Genomic DNA, 16,670 nt, shown 5'->3' with positions numbered 1-16,670 from the left:
GGGGGATTTGCTCTACCCGCTATAAAGCGGGATTCGCCTCTACCCGCTCAAGCCTTCTTCAGAAACTCGGTGCGCAGCACCAGTCCCTTGACCTTCTCGACGTTGCACTCGATCAACTCTTCGTCGTCGGTGAGGCGGATGTTCTTGCACAGGGTGCCGCGCTTGAGCGTCACCGAGGTGCCCTTGACCTTCAGGTCCTTGATCACCAACACCGAGTCGCCGTCGGCGAGCGCGGTGCCATTGCTGTCTTTCACGATCATGCGTCGGTGTCCTTAGCCGGCGCCGAGGGCGTCGCGGCTGGTGATGGGTTCAACCCTTGAGCAGGGCTTCGAGTACGGCCATGCGCGCGGCGACGCCGTTGGCGACCTGGGTCAGGATCAGCGACTGCGGGCCGTCGGCGACCTCGTCGGTGATTTCGACGCCGCGATTGATCGGGCCGGGGTGCATCACGATCGCGTCCGCGGCGGCGCGCTGGAGGCGCGCGGCGGTGAGGCCGTAATCGCGGTGGTAGTCCTCCAGCGACGCCACCAGGCCCTCCTCCATGCGCTCGCGCTGCAGGCGCAGCATCATCACCGCGTCCACGCCTTCCAGCGCGGCGTCCAGATCGTGCGACACCGTGCAGCCCTGCAGGGTCGCCGCGTCGGGCAGCAGCGCGGCCGGGCCGCAGACGCGGATTTCGCCGGTGCCCAGCGCGCGCAGCGCGTGCAGGTCCGAGCGCGCGACCCGCGAATGGCGCAGGTCGCCGACGATCAGCACGCGCAGGCCGGAGAAATCGGTGCCCTTGGCCTGGCGCAGGGTCAGCATGTCGAGCAGGCCCTGGGTCGGGTGCGCGCTGCGGCCGTCGCCGGCGTTGATCAGGCTGGTGCCGGGGTTGGCGTGCTCGGCCAACGCCGCGACCGCGCCGTCCTCGTGATGGCGGATCACGAAGCCGCGCACGCCCATGGCTTCCAGATTCTTGAGCGTGTCCAGCGCGGTCTCGCCCTTGCGCGTGGACGAGGTCGAGGCGTCGAAGTTGATCGTGTGCGCGCCCAGGCGCTGGGCCGCGAGCTGGAAGCTCATGCGGGTGCGCGTGGACGGCTCGAAGAACAGCGTGCACACCGCCAGCCCGTCCAGCGCGCGGCGGTCGTAGTGGCCTTCGGCGAAGGCCTGGGCGCGGATCAGCAGCGCGGTCAGAGCCTCGTGCGAGATTCCGTCCAGGGTCAACAGATGGCGCGGCGCGGCGGCCGGCGGCGTATGCGAAAACGTCGAGTTCATGCGGCGGGCAGTTGGTTCAGGTCGAGAGCGTCGTCGGGGGCGGCCAGGTAGCGCTCGACGATCACCGCCGCGGCGACCGCGTCCAGCGCCTCGGCGTCGCGCCGGCGCTTGCGGCCCTCGGCGCGGTCGGCGGCGAAACGCTGCGCGGCCTCGATCGAACTCAAGCGCTCGTCCACCAGCACCACCGGCAGGTTGTAGCGTGCGTGCAGCTCGCGCGCGAACGCATGCGCGCGCAGGCGGGCCGGCTGATCGCCGCCCTCCAGGGTCATCGGATCGCCGACGATCAGGCCGTCGGGGCGCCATTCGTTGCGCAGGCGGTCGATCGCGTTCCAGTCGGGGCCGTGGCCGTGCACGTCCACCACCGCCAGCGCGCGCGCGCCGTGGCCGAAGGCGCTGCCCACCGCCACGCCGATCCGGCGCGCACCGACATCGAAGCCCAGTACCGTGCCGTCGCGGCGGATGACCGTACGCTGATCGGCGTCGGCGTTCATGCGTGCCCGGCGTAATCGGCCAAGTGCGCGAAATCCACGCCGATACGGCCCGCCGCGGCGTGCCAGCGCGCGTCCAGCGGCAGGTCGAACAGCAGCTCGGCGTCGGCCGGCGCGGTCAGCCAGTCGTTCTCGGTCAGTTCGTGTTCGAGCTGGCCCGAACCCCAACCGGCGCAGCCCAGGGCGACGATGGCGTTCTCCGGACCTTCGCCGCGCGCCATCGCTTCCAGGATGTCGCGCGAGGTGGTCAGGAACAGCGCATCGGCGATCGCCAGGGTCGAGTCCCAGTGCATGCCGCCGTCGTGCAGCACGAAGCCGCGCTCCGGATGGACCGGGCCGCCGGCCAGCACGATCTGCGAACGCAGGCGGTCGTCGCCGCCGTCCACGCCCATCTGGCCGAACACCTCGCCCAGGGTGTACTCGGACGGTCGGTTGACCACGATGCCCATGGCACCGTCGTCGTCGTGCTGGCAGATCAGGGCGACGCTGCGCGAAAAGTTGGTATCCGACAGCGCGGGCAGCGCGATCAGGAGCTGGCTGGCCAGGGGTGTGGGCATCACGGACATGGCGCCATTCTAACGTGCGTGCCGCGTTCGCGGGTCGTGACCGATCCGTCGTAGCATGGGGTTTGCCCCCTACCCCGGACCCGAGCCATGCCCCGGCCGATCCTCCGTTTTCCGGCGCCCGCCACGGCCGCCGTCGGCCTGCGCCACGGACGCGCCTGACCGTGTCCGGCTACTGCGACTACGCCCCCGGCCATCCCCTGCACGGCCCCTATCACGACCGCGAGTACGGGTTCCCGCAACGCGCCGAGGCCGAGCTGTTCGAGCGCCTGATCCTGGAGATCAACCAGGCCGGCCTGAGCTGGGAAACCATCCTGCGCAAGCGCGAGGGCTTCCGCCTGGCCTACGACGGTTTCGACGTCGACACCGTGGCCGCCTACGGCGATGCCGAACGCGCGCGCCTGCTCGCCGACGCCGGCATCATCCGCAACCGCCTCAAGGTCGACGCCGCCATCCACAACGCCCGGATCGTGCAAAGCCTGCGCGACAGCCACGGCGGATTCGCGCAATGGCTGGACGCGAACCTGCTGCTGGACGGCCGCGCGCGCGACAAGACGGCCTGGGTCAAGCTGTTCAAGAAAACCTTCCGCTTCACCGGCGGCGAAATCACCAACGAATTCCTGATGAGCCTGGGCTACCTGCCCGGCGGCCATCGCGAGAGCTGCCCGGTGTACGCCAAGCTGGCCAAGCTGCGCCCGCCGCCGCCGTGGATGCGGGCGGCGAAGGGCTGAGCGAGCGCCGCGCGCGGCAACGCGAAACGGCAGGCGTGCGCGCCAAAAAAAGAAGAAGCCCGGACCAGCCGGGCTTCTTCGTGTGGCGGTGCGCGTCGCGCGCGTCAGCGCACTTCCGCGACCTCGACGCCATCCATGCCCTGGGCCAGGGTGCGCGCGTCGCCGCCCTGGGCGAGCTTGATGCGCAGGCGCACTTCGTTCTGCGAGTCGGCGTAACGCAGCGCGTCCTCGTAGCTGATCTCGCCGGCCTGGTAGAGCTCGAACAGGGCCTGGTCGAAGGTCTTCATGCCCAGCTGCACGGACTCCTTCATCACTTCCTTGAGCTTGTGGATCTCGCCGTCGCGGATGTAGTCCTGGACCAGCGGCGTGCCCAGCAGGATTTCCATCGCGACCCGGCGCGCCTTGCCGTCCGGGGTCGGGATCAGCTGCTGCGCGACCACGCCCTTGAGGTTCAGCGACAAGTCCATGAGCAACTGGCCGCGGCGATCCTCGGGGAAGAAGTTGATGATGCGGTCCATCGCCTGGTTGGCGTTGTTGGCGTGCAGGGTGCACAGCACCAGGTGACCGGTTTCGGCGAAGGCGATGGCGTGGTCCATGCCCTCGCGGGTGCGCACCTCGCCGATCATGATCACGTCCGGCGCCTGGCGCAGGGTGTTCTTGAGCGCGGCGTCCCAGCTGTCGGTGTCGATACCGACCTCGCGCTGGGTGATGATGCAGCCCTCGTGCTTGTGCACGAACTCGATCGGGTCCTCGATCGTGATGATGTGGCCGCTGGAGTTCATGTTGCGGTAGCCGATCATCGCCGCCAGCGAGGTCGACTTACCGGTACCGGTCGCGCCGACGAAGATGATGATGCCGCGCTTGGTCATCGCCAGCGTCTTGATGATCGGCGGCAGGTTGAGCTCTTCGACGGTCGGGATCTTGGTCTCGATGCGTCGCAGGACCATGCCGACCTGATTGCGCTGGTAGAAGCAGCTCACGCGGAAGCGGCCGACGCCGGTCACGCCGATGGCGAAGTTGCACTCGTGGGTCTTTTCGAACTCCTCGCGCTGCTGAGGGTTCATGACGTTGAGCACGAGATCGCGGCTTTGCTGCGGGGTCAGCGGGTTCTGGGTGATCGGCGAGATCTTGCCGTGGACCTTCATCGACGGCGGCATGCCGGCGGTGATGAACAGGTCCGACGCCTTCTGATGCGCCATCAGCTTGAGGAACGAGGTGAAGTCGATGGTGCTCATGGGATGCTCCTACTGAGCCGGGATGGGGGATTCGGGATTCGGGATTTGCAAACCCCGACCCTGCACCGCAACTCCGGCCTGAACTGAATACTGCTTTTAACCAATCTCGAATCCCGAATCTCGAACCCCGGTCTCAATCGAACAGGCGCTTGTCCTTGGCGTACTCGCGGGCCTGCGGGCGCAGGATCATGCCGCGCTTCACCAGGTCCTGCAGGTGCTGGTCGAGGGTCATCATGCCGTGGTTCTGGCCGGTCTGGATCGCCGAGTACATCTGCGCGACCTTGTCCTCGCGGATCAGGTTACGCACCGCCGGGATGCCGACCATGATTTCCCAGGCCGCGGTACGACCGCCGCCGACCTTCTTCAGCAGCGCCTGCGAGATCACCGCGCGCAGCGATTCGGACAGCATCGAGCGCACCATCGGCTTTTCGCCGGCCGGGAACACGTCGATGATGCGGTCGACGGTCTTGGCCGCGGACGAGGTGTGCAGGGGGCCGAACACCAAGTGGCCGGTTTCGGCCGCGGTCAGCGCCAGGCGGATGGTTTCCAGATCTCGCAACTCGCCGACCAGGATGTAGTCCGGGTCTTCGCGCAGCGCCGAACGCAGGGCCTCGTTGAAGCCGTGGGTGTCGCGGTGGACTTCGCGCTGGTTGATCAGGCACTTCTGCGAGGTGTGCACGAACTCGATCGGGTCTTCGACCGACAAGATGTGCGCGTACTCGTTCTTGTTGATGTGGTCGATCATCGCCGCCAGCGTGGTCGACTTGCCCGAACCGGTCGGTCCGGTGACCAGGATCAGGCCCTGCGGCTGCTCGATCAGTTCCTTGAAGATGCGCGGGCAGCCCAGGTCTTCGAGCGACAGCACTTCCGAGGGAATGGTACGGAACACCGCGCCGGCGCCGCGGTTCTGATTGAACGCGTTGACGCGGAAGCGGGCCAGGCCGGGAATCTCGAACGAGAAGTCGACCTCGAGGAATTCTTCGTAATCGCGGCGCTGCTTGTCCGACATGATGTCGTACACCAGCGAGTGGACCTGCTTATGGTCCAAGGCCGGGATATTGATGCGCCGCACGTCGCCATCGACGCGAATCATCGGCGGCAGGCCGGCCGACAGATGCAAGTCGGATGCCTTGTTCTTGACCGAAAACGCCAACAGTTCGGCGATATCCATGCGTGCTCCCCCGCACTGCAACAGAACTTCAGATGGAAACTTCAGACCACACGTAGCGACGCCACAGCGAAACGCCTAAACGCAAACGAGCGACAATAACGGCCAGCCGCAAGTGGCGGGAAGCATCCCCTGCGAGGCAGTATAGCCCCGTACCCGCATTGCCGAACCAGCCCTCTTTCACAGGATTCCTCACGTGCGCGCGCACGCCCTGCTCGGCATCTTGCACCAGTTGGATAACGCCGCGCGCCTTGCGCAACGGCCAGTACCGCAGTTGCTCGCGGTCAGCAAGACCCAGGATGCGACCGCCGTCGCGGAACTGGCGGCGGCCGGGCAACGCGCGTTCGGCGAGAACTATGTTCAGGAAGCCGCGACCAAAACCGCGGCCCTGGCCGAACTGAGACTGGAGTGGCATTTGATCGGCCACTTGCAGTCGAACAAGGCCGAGCAGGCCGCGCGGCTGTTCGACTGGGTGCAGACCGTGGACCGGCCCAAGCTGGTCGCGGCCCTGGCCCGCCACCGCGATCCGGCGCGGGCGCCGCTGCAGGCGCTGATCCAGGTCAACATCGACGACGAGGCCAGCAAGCACGGCTGCCGGCCCGAGGATGCGCCGGCGCTGGCGGCCGCGATCGCGGCCGAACCGCGCCTGCGGCTGCGCGGCCTGATGGTGATCCCGACCCCGCACGCGGATCCCGAGCGCCGCCGTCCCGCGTTCCGCCGCGCCCACGCCTTGTTCGAGTCGCTGCGCGCCGACCACCCCGGCCTCGATACCCTGTCGATGGGCATGAGCGACGACTACGCGATCGCGATCGAGGAAGGCGCGACCATGGTCCGCATCGGCACCGCGCTGTTCGGTGCGCGCCCGCCCAAGGCCGCCGCATGAGCGCCGCGCCAGACGGGCAGGACCGCATCGTGTTCCCCGGCAATCCCTGGCCGGAAGGCCACGCGATCGCCGAATTCGACTGGAGCGCGCGGGTCGAGGGCGAGGATGTGTGGTTCGATCTGCACCTGGTCGGCGCCAAGTACTACGCCGAACGCGAGATCGCCGACGACGGGAACGACGCGGCTTCGGACTGGGCCTCGCCGATCGTGTGGGGCAACTACCACCACTGCATCCTGTCCTCGGTCTATTGGGGCGAGAGCGGCGGCATCCGGATCGGGCCGCTGGCGCAGTTCTCGCTGGCGGCGCTGGACGGTGCCGAATTCGTGGCCGATCCGTTCGACGGCGACGGGGAGCTGCCCGACGCCGACGAAGATCCGGCGTTCGGGCTGTACCTGCTCGGTCACGACAGCGCGGTCGATCACCGCATCCGCTTCCAGCGCCGCGGCGACAGCGACCGCTACGACCTGCTGTGGTCGGGCCGGATCGCCCTGAGCTACGCCGGCGACTACGTGCCGCGCTACCGCTTCGAAGCGCGCATCCGCGATCGGCCCTGTCCACCGCTGCCCGGCGCATCCCCGCGCACGAGGTTCTAGCGCGGGAGCGCGGCCGCCTCGGTATGCTGACGCTCCAGTCCCGCACGCCGCGAACGCCATGCCCGCATCCGAAACCGCCCTGTGCCCGCTCAGTCCGGTCGCCTTCATCGGCGGCGGCAACATGGCGCGCAGCCTGATCGGCGGCCTGGTCGCGCGCGGCGGCGACGCCGACGCGATCCGCGTGGCCGAGCCGGTGGATGCGCTGCGCGAGGCCCTGCAGCGCGATTTCGGCGTACCCAGCTACGCCAACGCGGCCGAGGCCGCGACCGGCGCCGGCGTGTGGCTGCTCGCGGTCAAGCCGCAGGTGATGCGCAGCGTATGCGCGGCGCTGGCGCCGCTGGCGCAATCGCAGCGCCCGCTGGTGATCTCGATCGCGGCCGGCATCACCGCCGGCCAGCTCGACCTGTGGCTGGGCGACGGCCAGGCGGTGGTGCGGGCGATGCCGAACACGCCCGCCCTGCTCGGCGCCGGCATCACCGGCCTGTACGCCAACGCCGCCACCGCCGAACCGCAACGCGCGCGCGCGGCGGCGCTGCTGGACGCGGTCGGTCCGACGGTGTGGATCGCCGAGGAGGCGCAGATGGACGCGGTCACCGCGGTCTCCGGCAGCGGCCCGGCCTATGTGTTCCTGCTCGCCGAGGCCATGCAGGCCGCGGGCGTCGCCCAGGGCCTGGCGCCCGAGGCCGCGCGCGCCCTGGTCAATCAGACCCTGCTGGGCGCGGCGACCATGCTGAGCCAATCCGACGAGTCCGCGCAGGTACTGCGCGCGCGCGTGACCTCGCCCGGCGGCACCACCCAGGCGGCGATCGAGACCTTCGAAACCGGCGGCTTCCATGCCCTGGTCGAGGCCGCGATCGCGGCCGCTACCCGACGCGGCCGCGAGCTCTCGGCCGCCAACGATTGACCCTTCCCACCGGAACCGCCGCCATGCGCACCGCCCTCGCCGTCTGCCTGCTCACCCTAGCGCTGCTGAGCGGCTGCGGCCGCGAGGCGGCGGCGCCCACCGGCTCCGGCAGCGCCGGCGCCGCGCCGCAGGAGGCGACCGTGCGCAGCGGCGACGTCACCGTGCGCGCCAGCGCATTGCAGACCTCGGCGCTGTCGCCGGCGGTCGCGCAGCAGTACGGCATCGCGCGCGACGACGCCACGGTCTTGCTGCTGGTGGCGGTGCGACGCGGCCCGGACGGCCAGGACAACGCGATCCCGGCGCGCGTGAGCGCGACCGCAACCGACCTGCGCGGCCAGCGCCGCACGCTGGAACTGCGCGAACTGCGTACCGGCGAGGCGGGCAGCGCGCAACTGCTGGACTACGTGGGCACCGTCGAGATCGCCCTGCCCGACACCCTGCGCTTCGAGTTGAGCGTGGCGCCGGAGGGCGGCGCACCGACCACGCTGCAGTTCAGCCGCGAGTTCTATCCGCGCTGAGGGTCGCGCGCGGACGTTATCCATCCGAACCGCGACAGTTGATCGGGATGGGGCGCCACGTCGCTCCACGATGCGTTCGCGGTGAACCCGTCTGACCATGAGCGGATCGCCAGCGCGGCGCCACGATCAGTCGTTGCGGGTCAGCGCCTCGACGCGCAGACGCTCGCGCGCATCGAACGGCGCCAGCAGCGCCGCCAGCCGGGCTTGACGCTGGGCCGCGCTCAAACCGCGATCGGCCAACACCTGCGAGCGCGCGGCGCGATACGCGGCCACGCGCCGATTCCATTGCGCGCGGCGTAGATCGAGCTCGCCCAATCGCTGCGCCGCTTCCCGCCCGAACGCCGCTTCGCGTTCGGCGTAACGGCGTTCCGGGGCGGCGCCCTCGGCCTCGAAGCGCGCGCTCTGGCGCATCGCCAGGGCGACCGTGTCGCCCTCCGTGCGGGTCGGGTCCAGGTCCAGGCCGTACGCGGCATCGAGTTCGCGCAGGCGCGCGGCGCGTTGCGCGGGCGCGAGACCGCGATCGCGCTGCAGCGCCTGGCGCGCGATCGCGTGCTCGAGGCGACGCTCGTCTTCGCCGTACCAGGCCTGCGCGACCGTGGCGCCGAGGCGGCGGCGGCGCAGCTCGCGGCGACGCTGCAGATCCGCGCTCAGATCGCCGCTGGCGCCCAAGGCCGCGCTTTCGCGCTCCAGCGCGACATAGGCATCGAACCAGGCCAGTACCTGCGCCAGCACCGCCGCGCCGACGCGCGGCTGCAGATGGCGGCGCAGGTCGTCGCGGATGGTCGCGGGCGAGCGCTCGCCCAGGCGGGTGAGGAAATAGTCGAACAGCCGCCGCATCGCACGATCCGGAACCGCCTTGCCCGCGGCATTCAAGGTCAAGCCGCCGTCGACGCCGGTGCCGCGCAGCGAGTCGTCCGCGGCGGCAGGCGGGCGCCCCATGCGGGCCTCGGCGGCCGCATTGGTGGCCGCCGAGGGCGGTGCCGGGCTCCGGGCCGGCGTGGTCTCGCGACTCCGGCCCGACAGCCCCAGCACCAGCGCCAGGCCCGCCGCCAGCATCAGTACCAGCGTGAAACGCAGCATGCCTACAGCCCGGCGTTCTTCAGCCGGTTCAGATGGGCGCGGTAGACGCTGGGCGGATTGGACGCGAACAGGCCGCGCAGGCCGGCGACCTGGTTGACCTCGTCGAGGTGGTTCCAGGCGTAGTCGTCGCGGATCACGCTGCCCAGATGCGAGGAACAGCGCCCGACCAGGCCGTCGTTGGCCTCGAACCCGAAGAACAGCGCGCCCGCGCCCAGCAACAGATCGCTGGGATCGAACACGTTGCTCAGCGGCGAGGTGCCGCCCATCGAGTAGTAGCGCACGCCGCGCACGCTGGCCGCGCCCTGGCCGCAGGCGCTGCCGGGCAGGCCCTCGGGATAGCGCGCGTTGAACGCGGCCGCGCCGGCGCTGTCGAGCGAAGCCAAGGCGGCCAGCGCGTCCTGCGGATCGTCGTCGCCGGACAGGAACTCCAGGAACGATCCCAGCGCATCGGCGAGGCCGGCGACCAGGCCGCGGCCAGGCGAGCCGGGCGGGAACGCGGTGCCGATGCCGTCGGCGACCTTGCTGCCGGTGTGCGGGCTGCCCATCGAGGTGATCGAGGCGACCAGGTCCGGGCGCACCGAAGCCACGTAACGCGCGGTCGGTCCGCCATGGCTGTGGCCGATCAGGTTGAAACGGCTGTAGCCGTAAGTGGCCTGCAGGGTTTCCAGGTAGTCGATCAGCTGTTCGCCGCGCAGTTCGCTGGAGTTGGCCGAGGACACGTTGGCGACATAGACCTTGGCGCCGCCCGAACGCAGCTGCCCGGGAATGTCGTACCAGTAGTCGTAGATGCCGCCGAGTTCGTCGAAGCCGAACAGGCCGTGCACCAGCACGACCGGGTTCTTGGTCTTGGTGTAATCGTCGGCGCTGGCCGGCAGGGCCGCCGCCAGCAACAGCAGGACCGCGAACAGCCTGGCCCAGACTCCGGCGCGCAACGCGCCCATACGCAGGATCGATCGCGACATGTTCCCTCCCAGAAACGGTGCCGTACCGCAGGCGAGGCCGGCGGCGCCGGCCCGATCGACTGTACGAATGCGTATGGAACCTGCACGCCGCAGTGCACCATACGGGAGCGAACCGTGATGCCTATCGCGCCAGGCCGGGCTGGCCAAGCGCCGAGCCCGGGCTAATTGTTGCGCTGCACCCAGGCGCGGATATGCGCGGCGATCTCGGCCACGCCGTCGCTGAGCGCGGCCGGACCGGGCTGCAGGATCAGCGGCGATTTGATCTCGTGCAGCTCGCCGTCGCGCACCGCCGGGATCGCGTCCCAACCTGGCCGCGCGGCGACGCGCTCGGGACGGAATTTCTTGCCGCACCAGGAGCCGAACACGATGTCCGGCGCCAGCGGGATCACCTCGGCCGCGTCGGCCAGGATGCGGTGCTTGGCCAGCGACTGCGCCGCGTGCTGCGGGAACACGTCGTCGCCGCCGGCGATCCGCACCAACTCGGCGACCCAGCGGATGCCGGTGATCAGCGGCTCGTCCCACTCCTCGAAATAGACCTTGGGCCGGCGCGGATAGGTCTGCGCCTCGCGCTCGATCGCGTCCAGCCCGCGCCGCAGTTCGTCGGCGTAGGCCACGGCCCGGTCGGCCGCGCCGACCAGGGCGCCCAGGCGCGCGATGTAGTCGAGGATGCCCTCGACGCTGCGGTGGTTGCTGATCCAGACCTCCACGCCCTGCTTGATCAGCGCGGCGGCGATCTCGGACTGGATGTCGGAGAAGCCGATCACGAAATCGGGCTGGAGCTTGAGGATCTCGTCGATCTTGGCGCTGGTGAAGGCGCTGACCTTGGGCTTTTTCTTGCGCGCGATCGCCGGGCGCACGGTGAAGCCGCTGATGCCGACGATGCGGTGCTGTTCGCCGAGCGCGTACAGGGTCTCGGTCGGTTCTTCGGTGAGGCAGACGATGCGTTGGGGGCCCATGTCGCGATTGTCGCATTACCGGGGGGCGCCGACGCGGCCGGCGGCGATTGCCAGGCGCGCCGCGCGATGCGATCTTCGCCGCATGCAACCCGCTATCGTCTACGCCCGCGAGGCCACCGTCGCCGTCGCCGACTTCCGCCACGTCCTGGTCGATTCCGGCCTGGGCGCGATCCGTCCGGTCGACGACGCGCCGCGCCTGCAGCGGATGCTGGATGCGGCCGATCTGATCGTGAGCGCGCGCCGGCCCGACGGCGAACTGGTCGGCATCGCGCGCTGCGTCACCGATTTCGCGTGGTGCTGCTATCTGTCGGAGTTGGCGGTGTCGAAAGCGGCGCAGGGACTGGGTATAGGCCAGGGTTTGCTGGACGAGACGCGGCGCCAGCTCGGGCCGACGGTGAGTCTGATCCTGGCCTCGGTGCCGGACGCGGTCGGCTTCTACGAACGCGCAGGCATGGCGCCGATGCAGCACACCTTCTGGTACAAGCGCGAGTATTGAGGCGGTTGCGCGGCGGTTTCGGCGCCGGCGTCGTTGCCCGAGCGGCGCGGCGATGCGGTTCGCTTTGCTCACCGCATCCTACGCAAGGCAGCTGGGCCCGCAGGGTGCGGTGCCAACCGCACCATCGCGCTCCCGCAAATGCTTGCGGAAATGCATCAGGCGTTTCGGTACAAGCGCACGGATTAAGGATGAGCCACGGCGATATCGAGGCCGGCGGCGTTGCCGCGGTGGCGCGGCGATGCGGTTCGCTTTGCTCACCGCATCCTACGCAAGCCAGCTGGGGCCGTAGGGTGCGGTGTTAACCGCACCATTGCCTTACCCAAGGCGCTTGCGGAAATACACCACGCGCTCGGTTTCCTCAAAGCCGCAGGCCGCGTGCGCGTGGTGGGCGTCGTGGTTGTCCAACAGCGAATCGGAAGCCAGCTCCTCGCAGCCGCGTTCGCGCGTCCAGCGCTCGACCGCGCCGATCAGGGCGCGTCCGACGCCGCGGCCGCGCTGTTCCGGCGCCACGTACCAGCCTTCGAGAAACCCGACCGGCGAGCTGTCGGTGCCGTTGACGTAGTCCGTGCGCAGGCTGGCTTCAGCGAAGCCGCAGGCGCGGCCGTGCGCGTCGAATGCGAGCACGCATAGATCGCGCTCCGGACGCGCCAGCGCCTCGCGCATCTCGCCCTCGTGATCGTTGGGCTCCTCGCCCTCCTCGTCCGGCCACAGCGCGCCGCGCAGCCGCGCCCAGTCGGCCAGGTCGGCCGCGGTCGCCGGCCGCACCCGCCCGGCATCGCTCACGGATACAGCATCCGCTTCGACCAGTCGCCGGCGCGGTCGCATTCGTACAACCAGCGCTCGTGCAGGCGGAAGTCGGCGCCGTACCAGAACTCGATCTTCTCCGGCCGCACGCGCAAGCCGGTCCAACGCGGCGGACGCGGCACCTCACGGCCGTCGAAGCGTTGCTCGACCTGGGCCAGGCGCTGCTCGAAGGTCTCGCGCGATGCCAGGGTTTCCGATTGCAGCGAAGCCCATGCGCCGAGCTGGCTCACGCGCGGACGCGAGGCGAAGTAGGCGTCCGCCTCGGCGTCGGAGACGATCTCGACCGCGCCTTCCACCCGCACCTGCACGCCGTTGCGCACGCGCGGCCAATGGAACAACAGCGCCGCATGCGGATTGGCCTGCAGCTCGCGGCCCTTGCGCCCGTCCAGATGGGTGTAGAACACGAAACCGCGCGCGTCGTGCGCTTTCAGCAGCACGGTGCGCGCCGACGGACGCGCGTCCAGGCCGGCGGTGGCGATGGTCATCGCGGTGGGATCGGGCTCGCCGGCGACGCGCGCCTCCTCGAACAGACCGGAAAATCCTGCGATGGCTTCGGCTAACAGGGGATGTGGGTTCATTGGGTTATTGTCGCGCGATGCCGCCCGCTACGCATCCCTCCGCCGCCAGCGCCTACGCCGCGGACTTCGTCGAACGCGTGCTGGCCGACGCCCTGCGCCACGACGCCCGCGTCTACGCGATCGCCGGCCTGCAGGGCAGCGGCAAGTCGACCCTGGCCGCGCAGGTCGCGGCGCTCGCCGGCGAACGCGGACTGCGGGTGGCGGTGCTGTCGATCGACGACTGCTACCTGGGCCGGCGCGAACGCGCGCAACTGGGCCGCCGGGTGCATCCGCTGCTGGCCACGCGCGGCCCGCCGGGCACCCACGAGGTCGAACTGGCCTGCGCCACCCTGGACGCCTTGCGCGCCGGCGGCGCCGCGCGCCTGCCGCGCTTCGACAAGCTCGGCGACCGCCGCCTGCCGCCCTCGCGCTGGCCGCGCCTGCGCGCGGCCGATCTGACCCTGTTCGAGGGCTGGTTCCTCAAGACACCGGCACAGACGGGGGCGGAGCTGATCCAGCCGATCAACGCCCTGGAGCGCGACGAAGACCGCGACGGCGTCTGGCGCGGCTACTGCAACCAGGCCTTGGCGCAGGACTACCCGGCGCTGTGGGCGCGCCTGGACCGGCTGCTGTTCCTGCAGCCGCCGGGCTTCGAACACGTACCGGAGTGGCGCTGGCAACAGGAGCGTGCGCTGCAGGCCGCCAGCCCCGGGCGCGCGGGCATGGACCGCGCCCGGATCGAACGCTTCGTGCGTCTGTTCGAACGGGTGAGCCGGCAGGCGCTGGCGCGGCTGCCGGAGATCGCCGACTGGACGGTGCCGGTGGACGCGCGCCGGCGCGTGCTCGCCTAGAGCCGCGCGCCGGCGCGCGACGGCGCCGTCACTCGACGATGAAGCTCACCCGCAGGTTGACCCGCCACTCGGTCACCGTGCCGTCGTCCTCGGTCACGACCTTGATCTCGTTGACCCACGCCCCCTTGATGTTCTTCACCGATTCGCCGCACTTCTTCAGTCCCGATTTGACCGCGTCCTCCATGCTGGTCTTGGAAGAGGCGTTGAGTTCGATGATCTTGGCGATCGCCATGGGCGTGCTCCTGTCTGGCCGGCGCGCGGGTTTGCGACCGGAACGGCGAGCCTAGGCTGGCCGGCGTTAAGGCCACGCAACAGCCGCCGCCAGCGCGGGGCCGCGGCTGGCTACAATCGCGGCATGAATCCCGCGAGCAATCTGATCCTGGTGGGCCCGATGGGGGCCGGCAAGAGTTGCATCGGCCGTCGCCTGGCCGAGCGCTACGGCCTGCGCCTGGCCGACGCCGACCGCGAGATCGAACAGCGCACCGGCGCCACCGTCGCCACCATCTTCGAATGCGAGGGCGAGGCCGGCTTCCGCGCGCGCGAGCGCGCGACCCTGGCCGAGCTGCTGGCCGAGGACGGCCTGCTGCTGGCCACCGGCGGCGGCGCGGTGCTGGACCCGGACAACCGCGCCCTGCTGCGCGAGCGCGGCTATGTGGTGCACCTGCAGGTCAGCGTGGAGGCGCAACTGGAGCGCCTGGCGCGCGACCGCACCCGCCCGCTGCTGGCGCGCGACGACCGCGAGGACGTGCTGCGCACGCTGTCGACGCAGCGCGCGCCGCTGTACGCCGAAGTGGCCGATCTGCGCTTCGACACCGAACGCATGACCGCGGCCGACGCCGCGGCCAAGCTCGCCGACGAACTCGACCTTTGCTGGCGCCGTCCCGCGCACGCGCACGGAGCCTCCGCATGACTACCCCCGCCTCCCAGCCCTTGCACAGAGTGAAGGTGTCGGGCGACGCCGCCTATGCGATCGACATCGGCCCCGGCCTGCTCGCCGACGCCGAGCACGTCGCCGTGCACCTGCGCGGCCGCCACGCCCTGATCGTCAGCGACGGCCACGTCGCGCCGCTGTACGCCGATGCGCTGGAACGCGCGCTGCGGGCGGCCCGCCCCACCCTGTCGCTGGCGCGCTACGTGCTGCCGCCGGGCGAACACGAGAAAACCCTGGCGCGCTTCGGCGAATGCCTGGATGCGCTGGCCCGGCTCGGCGCGACCCGCGACGCCACCGTGCTGGCCCTGGGCGGCGGCGTGGTCGGCGACCTCGCCGGTTTCGCCGCCGCCTGCTGGATGCGCGGCGTCGACGTGGTGCAGCTGCCGACCACCCTGCTGGCGATGGTCGACTCCTCGGTCGGCGGCAAGACCGCGGTCGATCTGCCCAGCGGCAAGAACCTGGTCGGCGCCTTCCATCCGCCGCGCGCGGTGATCGCCGACACCGCCACCCTGCGCAGCCTGCCCTCGCGCGAACTGCGCGCCGGCCTGGCCGAGGTCGTGAAGTACGGCGCGATCTTCGACGAGAGCTTCCTGGCCTGGCTGGAGGCGCATGCCACGGCCTTGCTCAGCGGCGACGACGCGACCTTGGCGCAGGCGATCGCGCGCAGCTGCGCCTACAAGGCCGACGTGGTCGCGCGCGACCCCTACGAGCGCGGCGATCGTGCCCTGCTCAATTTCGGCCATACCTTCGGCCACGCCATCGAAACCGAACAAGGCTACGCCGGCGCCACCGGCGATGGCCTCAATCACGGCGAAGCGGTCGCGGTCGGCATGGTGCTGGCGGCGCGGCTGTCGGCGGAGCTGGGCATGGCCGACGCCGCCGACACCCAACGCTTGCGCAGCCTGCTGGAAGCGCTGGGCCTGCCGACCACGATCCCGGCAGGCCTGTCGCCCGACGCCCTGCTCGCGCGCATGCGCCTGGACAAGAAAGCCGACGCCAGCGGCCTGCGCTTCATTCTGTGGGATCGCGCCGGCCTGGCCCGGATCGTGTCGGGGGTGGCCGACGAAGCGGTGTTGAACGTCCTCGCCAGCGGCTAATCGAGCCCGTTACCGGCGGGCCTTGCCTCGCCGACCCCGGAGCCGCACAGTGCGCCACCGGCCCGCTGCCGCAACGAGCGGTTCCATCCGTTGCAGGCGCACAGGGGCACCGCATGAGTTCGCAGTTCGACTTTCTCGACAAACACTATTGCGCGACCGAGTCGGTGCAGGTCGCGGCGCAAGCCGTGTTCGAACGCTACGGCCCGTATCCGCGCGCGCGCACCGCGGTGGCGGTCTACGCCATCGACTGGCAGGCCTGGACCGACACCATCGCCGACGTGGTGCGCGCCTATGCGCAACGCGGCGCGGCATCGCGCGCGGGCACGGCCACGCTGGACGCCAGCGGCAAGGAGTGGCGCATCGTCCTCACCGGCATGCGCTACGTGAGCGCCGGGCGCTATTCGCAGGGCGGCGGCGCGACCTACCGGGTCAACGAGTACCGCGACGGCACCGTCCAGCTGAAGGCGAGCGCGGTCGGCAATCCGCCGCAACTGGGCGAGGTCACTCACTTCGAACATCTGTCCGGAACCTTGGTCGGGCCGGTTGAGTTGTCGCAGCAGTAAACGGCGTTGCCGCGTAGCGCGCTAGGGAGTCGGACC

The 16,670-nt window shown here is 70.2% G+C and carries 21 protein-coding genes and 1 pseudogene; 10 read left to right on the top strand and 12 right to left on the bottom strand.

What is annotated here, in order from left to right; translation table 11 throughout:
- Positions 1-47: 47 nt before the first annotated feature.
- The 4 genes and pseudogenes from ASD69_RS19995 to ASD69_RS19980 form a co-directional block, all read right to left on the bottom strand.
- Positions 48-257, bottom strand: a pseudogene (locus ASD69_RS19995) (alkylphosphonate utilization protein); the annotation flags it as partial.
- A gap of 52 nt (positions 258-309) precedes the next feature.
- On the bottom strand, positions 310-1,254 hold the full coding sequence (locus ASD69_RS19990) for an aspartate carbamoyltransferase catalytic subunit (RefSeq protein WP_056182783.1): 945 nt from the start codon (positions 1,252-1,254) through the stop codon (positions 310-312).
- Positions 1,251-1,745, bottom strand: coding sequence for a Holliday junction resolvase RuvX (gene ruvX / locus ASD69_RS19985; RefSeq protein ID WP_056182780.1), 495 nt, complete (start codon positions 1,743-1,745; stop codon positions 1,251-1,253). Before ruvX ends, ASD69_RS19990 begins: the two co-directional genes overlap by 4 nt.
- Positions 1,742-2,308: a YqgE/AlgH family protein gene (locus tag ASD69_RS19980; RefSeq protein WP_056182775.1), complete on the bottom strand. Its 567-nt coding sequence runs from the start codon at positions 2,306-2,308 to the stop codon at positions 1,742-1,744. The genes ruvX and ASD69_RS19980 overlap by 4 nt, the downstream gene beginning before the upstream one ends.
- A 161-nt stretch (positions 2,309-2,469) precedes the next feature.
- Here ASD69_RS19980 and ASD69_RS19975 point away from each other — a divergent pair, with 161 nt between their 5' ends.
- A complete protein-coding gene (locus tag ASD69_RS19975; protein WP_056182771.1) occupies positions 2,470-3,036 on the top strand; it encodes a DNA-3-methyladenine glycosylase I in 567 nt (188 codons plus the stop codon).
- A gap of 104 nt (positions 3,037-3,140) precedes the next feature.
- On the opposite strand, the gene ASD69_RS19970 is transcribed toward ASD69_RS19975, so the two are convergent.
- Together ASD69_RS19970 and ASD69_RS19965 are read right to left on the bottom strand one after the other, a co-directional pair.
- A complete protein-coding gene (locus ASD69_RS19970) occupies positions 3,141-4,271 on the bottom strand; it encodes a PilT/PilU family type 4a pilus ATPase (protein WP_056182768.1) in 1,131 nt (376 codons plus the stop codon).
- A 133-nt stretch (positions 4,272-4,404) separates the two neighbouring features.
- The gene (locus tag ASD69_RS19965; RefSeq protein ID WP_056182764.1) at positions 4,405-5,442 is read right to left on the bottom strand and encodes a type IV pilus twitching motility protein PilT; all 1,038 of its coding nucleotides are present in this window, start codon (positions 5,440-5,442) and stop codon (positions 4,405-4,407) included.
- 229 nt (positions 5,443-5,671) lie between these two features.
- Here ASD69_RS19965 and ASD69_RS19960 point away from each other — a divergent pair, with 229 nt between their 5' ends.
- From ASD69_RS19960 to ASD69_RS19945, 4 genes are read left to right on the top strand one after another with little or no spacing between them, the layout of a single operon-like run.
- Positions 5,672-6,322, top strand: coding sequence for a YggS family pyridoxal phosphate-dependent enzyme (locus tag ASD69_RS19960; RefSeq protein ID WP_056183199.1), 651 nt, complete (start codon positions 5,672-5,674; stop codon positions 6,320-6,322).
- Positions 6,319-6,915 carry a hypothetical protein gene (locus ASD69_RS19955; protein ID WP_056182761.1) on the top strand — a complete coding sequence of 199 codons (597 nt, stop codon included), beginning with the start codon at positions 6,319-6,321 and terminating at the stop codon, positions 6,913-6,915. The genes ASD69_RS19960 and ASD69_RS19955 overlap by 4 nt, the downstream gene beginning before the upstream one ends.
- A 58-nt stretch (positions 6,916-6,973) precedes the next feature.
- Positions 6,974-7,819 carry a pyrroline-5-carboxylate reductase gene (proC, locus tag ASD69_RS19950; protein WP_056182757.1) on the top strand — a complete coding sequence of 282 codons (846 nt, stop codon included), beginning with the start codon at positions 6,974-6,976 and terminating at the stop codon, positions 7,817-7,819.
- A gap of 23 nt (positions 7,820-7,842) precedes the next feature.
- Positions 7,843-8,337, top strand: coding sequence for a DUF4426 domain-containing protein (locus tag ASD69_RS19945; protein ID WP_056182754.1), 495 nt, complete (start codon positions 7,843-7,845; stop codon positions 8,335-8,337).
- Between the two features lie 126 nt (positions 8,338-8,463).
- On the opposite strand, the gene ASD69_RS19940 is transcribed toward ASD69_RS19945, so the two are convergent.
- The 3 genes from ASD69_RS19940 to ASD69_RS19930 all read right to left on the bottom strand — a co-directional run bounded on the left by ASD69_RS19940 (position 8,464) and on the right by ASD69_RS19930 (position 11,335).
- Positions 8,464-9,417 carry a lipase secretion chaperone gene (locus ASD69_RS19940; protein ID WP_056182752.1) on the bottom strand — a complete coding sequence of 318 codons (954 nt, stop codon included), beginning with the start codon at positions 9,415-9,417 and terminating at the stop codon, positions 8,464-8,466.
- Between the two features lie 2 nt (positions 9,418-9,419).
- The gene (locus tag ASD69_RS19935; RefSeq protein ID WP_157499367.1) at positions 9,420-10,379 is read right to left on the bottom strand and encodes a triacylglycerol lipase; all 960 of its coding nucleotides are present in this window, start codon (positions 10,377-10,379) and stop codon (positions 9,420-9,422) included.
- Between the two features lie 161 nt (positions 10,380-10,540).
- Positions 10,541-11,335, bottom strand: coding sequence for a cobalamin-binding protein (locus ASD69_RS19930; RefSeq protein WP_056182745.1), 795 nt, complete (start codon positions 11,333-11,335; stop codon positions 10,541-10,543).
- 82 nt (positions 11,336-11,417) lie between these two features.
- Between ASD69_RS19930 and ASD69_RS19925 the strand changes: the two genes are divergently transcribed.
- Positions 11,418-11,831, top strand: coding sequence for a GNAT family N-acetyltransferase (locus ASD69_RS19925; protein WP_056182742.1), 414 nt, complete (start codon positions 11,418-11,420; stop codon positions 11,829-11,831).
- A gap of 315 nt (positions 11,832-12,146) precedes the next feature.
- Here ASD69_RS19925 and aac(6') read toward each other — a convergent pair whose 3' ends face one another.
- Both aac(6') and pdxH read right to left on the bottom strand, forming a co-directional pair.
- The gene (aac(6'), locus tag ASD69_RS19920; protein WP_157489421.1) at positions 12,147-12,656 is read right to left on the bottom strand and encodes an aminoglycoside 6'-N-acetyltransferase; all 510 of its coding nucleotides are present in this window, start codon (positions 12,654-12,656) and stop codon (positions 12,147-12,149) included.
- Positions 12,611-13,213 (bottom strand): pyridoxamine 5'-phosphate oxidase, encoded by a 603-nt coding sequence (pdxH, locus tag ASD69_RS19915; protein WP_056182736.1) that lies wholly within the window; start codon positions 13,211-13,213, stop codon positions 12,611-12,613. The genes aac(6') and pdxH overlap by 46 nt, the downstream gene beginning before the upstream one ends.
- Positions 13,214-13,230: 17 nt before the next feature.
- Between pdxH and ASD69_RS19910 the strand changes: the two genes are divergently transcribed.
- Positions 13,231-14,043, top strand: a complete 813-nt coding sequence (locus ASD69_RS19910) for a kinase (protein ID WP_056182733.1) — start codon at positions 13,231-13,233, stop codon at positions 14,041-14,043.
- Between the two features lie 28 nt (positions 14,044-14,071).
- Here ASD69_RS19910 and ASD69_RS19905 read toward each other — a convergent pair whose 3' ends face one another.
- Complete coding sequence (locus ASD69_RS19905; RefSeq protein ID WP_056182730.1) at positions 14,072-14,275, bottom strand: dodecin family protein; 204 nt, start codon at positions 14,273-14,275, stop codon at positions 14,072-14,074.
- 123 nt (positions 14,276-14,398) lie between these two features.
- Here ASD69_RS19905 and ASD69_RS19900 point away from each other — a divergent pair, with 123 nt between their 5' ends.
- From ASD69_RS19900 to ASD69_RS19890, 3 genes are all read left to right on the top strand, one after another.
- Positions 14,399-14,953: a shikimate kinase gene (locus ASD69_RS19900; protein ID WP_056182727.1), complete on the top strand. Its 555-nt coding sequence runs from the start codon at positions 14,399-14,401 to the stop codon at positions 14,951-14,953.
- A complete protein-coding gene (gene aroB, locus ASD69_RS19895; RefSeq protein WP_056182724.1) occupies positions 14,950-16,071 on the top strand; it encodes a 3-dehydroquinate synthase in 1,122 nt (373 codons plus the stop codon). The genes ASD69_RS19900 and aroB overlap by 4 nt, the downstream gene beginning before the upstream one ends.
- Before the next feature lie 113 nt (positions 16,072-16,184).
- Positions 16,185-16,634: a hypothetical protein gene (locus ASD69_RS19890; protein WP_056182722.1), complete on the top strand. Its 450-nt coding sequence runs from the start codon at positions 16,185-16,187 to the stop codon at positions 16,632-16,634.
- Positions 16,635-16,670 lie beyond the last annotated feature (36 nt).

The sequence above is a fragment of the Lysobacter sp. Root604 genome, assembly GCF_001427505.1.
GTDB lineage: Bacteria > Pseudomonadota > Gammaproteobacteria > Xanthomonadales > Xanthomonadaceae > Lysobacter.
This window is presented reverse-complemented; position numbering and strand designations above follow the sequence as displayed.

Excerpts from the sequence above, each read along its gene's own strand:
- ASD69_RS19990 (WP_056182783.1), bottom strand. The coding sequence starts at position 1,254 with ATGAACTCGACGTTTTCGCATACGCCGCCGGCCGCCGCGCCGCGCCAT.
- ruvX (WP_056182780.1), bottom strand. The coding sequence starts at position 1,745 with ATGAACGCCGACGCCGATCAGCGTACGGTCATCCGCCGCGACGGCACG.
- ASD69_RS19980 (WP_056182775.1), bottom strand. The coding sequence starts at position 2,308 with ATGTCCGTGATGCCCACACCCCTGGCCAGCCAGCTCCTGATCGCGCTG.
- ASD69_RS19970 (WP_056182768.1), bottom strand. The coding sequence starts at position 4,271 with ATGAGCACCATCGACTTCACCTCGTTCCTCAAGCTGATGGCGCATCAG.
- ASD69_RS19965 (WP_056182764.1), bottom strand. The coding sequence starts at position 5,442 with ATGGATATCGCCGAACTGTTGGCGTTTTCGGTCAAGAACAAGGCATCC.
- ASD69_RS19955 (WP_056182761.1), top strand. The coding sequence starts at position 6,319 with ATGAGCGCCGCGCCAGACGGGCAGGACCGCATCGTGTTCCCCGGCAAT.
- proC (WP_056182757.1), top strand. The coding sequence starts at position 6,974 with ATGCCCGCATCCGAAACCGCCCTGTGCCCGCTCAGTCCGGTCGCCTTC.
- ASD69_RS19945 (WP_056182754.1), top strand. The coding sequence starts at position 7,843 with ATGCGCACCGCCCTCGCCGTCTGCCTGCTCACCCTAGCGCTGCTGAGC.
- ASD69_RS19940 (WP_056182752.1), bottom strand. The coding sequence starts at position 9,417 with ATGCTGCGTTTCACGCTGGTACTGATGCTGGCGGCGGGCCTGGCGCTG.
- ASD69_RS19935 (WP_157499367.1), bottom strand. The coding sequence starts at position 10,379 with ATGTCGCGATCGATCCTGCGTATGGGCGCGTTGCGCGCCGGAGTCTGG.
- ASD69_RS19930 (WP_056182745.1), bottom strand. The coding sequence starts at position 11,335 with ATGGGCCCCCAACGCATCGTCTGCCTCACCGAAGAACCGACCGAGACC.
- ASD69_RS19925 (WP_056182742.1), top strand. The coding sequence starts at position 11,418 with ATGCAACCCGCTATCGTCTACGCCCGCGAGGCCACCGTCGCCGTCGCC.
- pdxH (WP_056182736.1), bottom strand. The coding sequence starts at position 13,213 with ATGAACCCACATCCCCTGTTAGCCGAAGCCATCGCAGGATTTTCCGGT.
- ASD69_RS19910 (WP_056182733.1), top strand. The coding sequence starts at position 13,231 with ATGCCGCCCGCTACGCATCCCTCCGCCGCCAGCGCCTACGCCGCGGAC.
- ASD69_RS19905 (WP_056182730.1), bottom strand. The coding sequence starts at position 14,275 with ATGGCGATCGCCAAGATCATCGAACTCAACGCCTCTTCCAAGACCAGC.
- ASD69_RS19900 (WP_056182727.1), top strand. The coding sequence starts at position 14,399 with ATGAATCCCGCGAGCAATCTGATCCTGGTGGGCCCGATGGGGGCCGGC.
- aroB (WP_056182724.1), top strand. The coding sequence starts at position 14,950 with ATGACTACCCCCGCCTCCCAGCCCTTGCACAGAGTGAAGGTGTCGGGC.
- ASD69_RS19890 (WP_056182722.1), top strand. The coding sequence starts at position 16,185 with ATGAGTTCGCAGTTCGACTTTCTCGACAAACACTATTGCGCGACCGAG.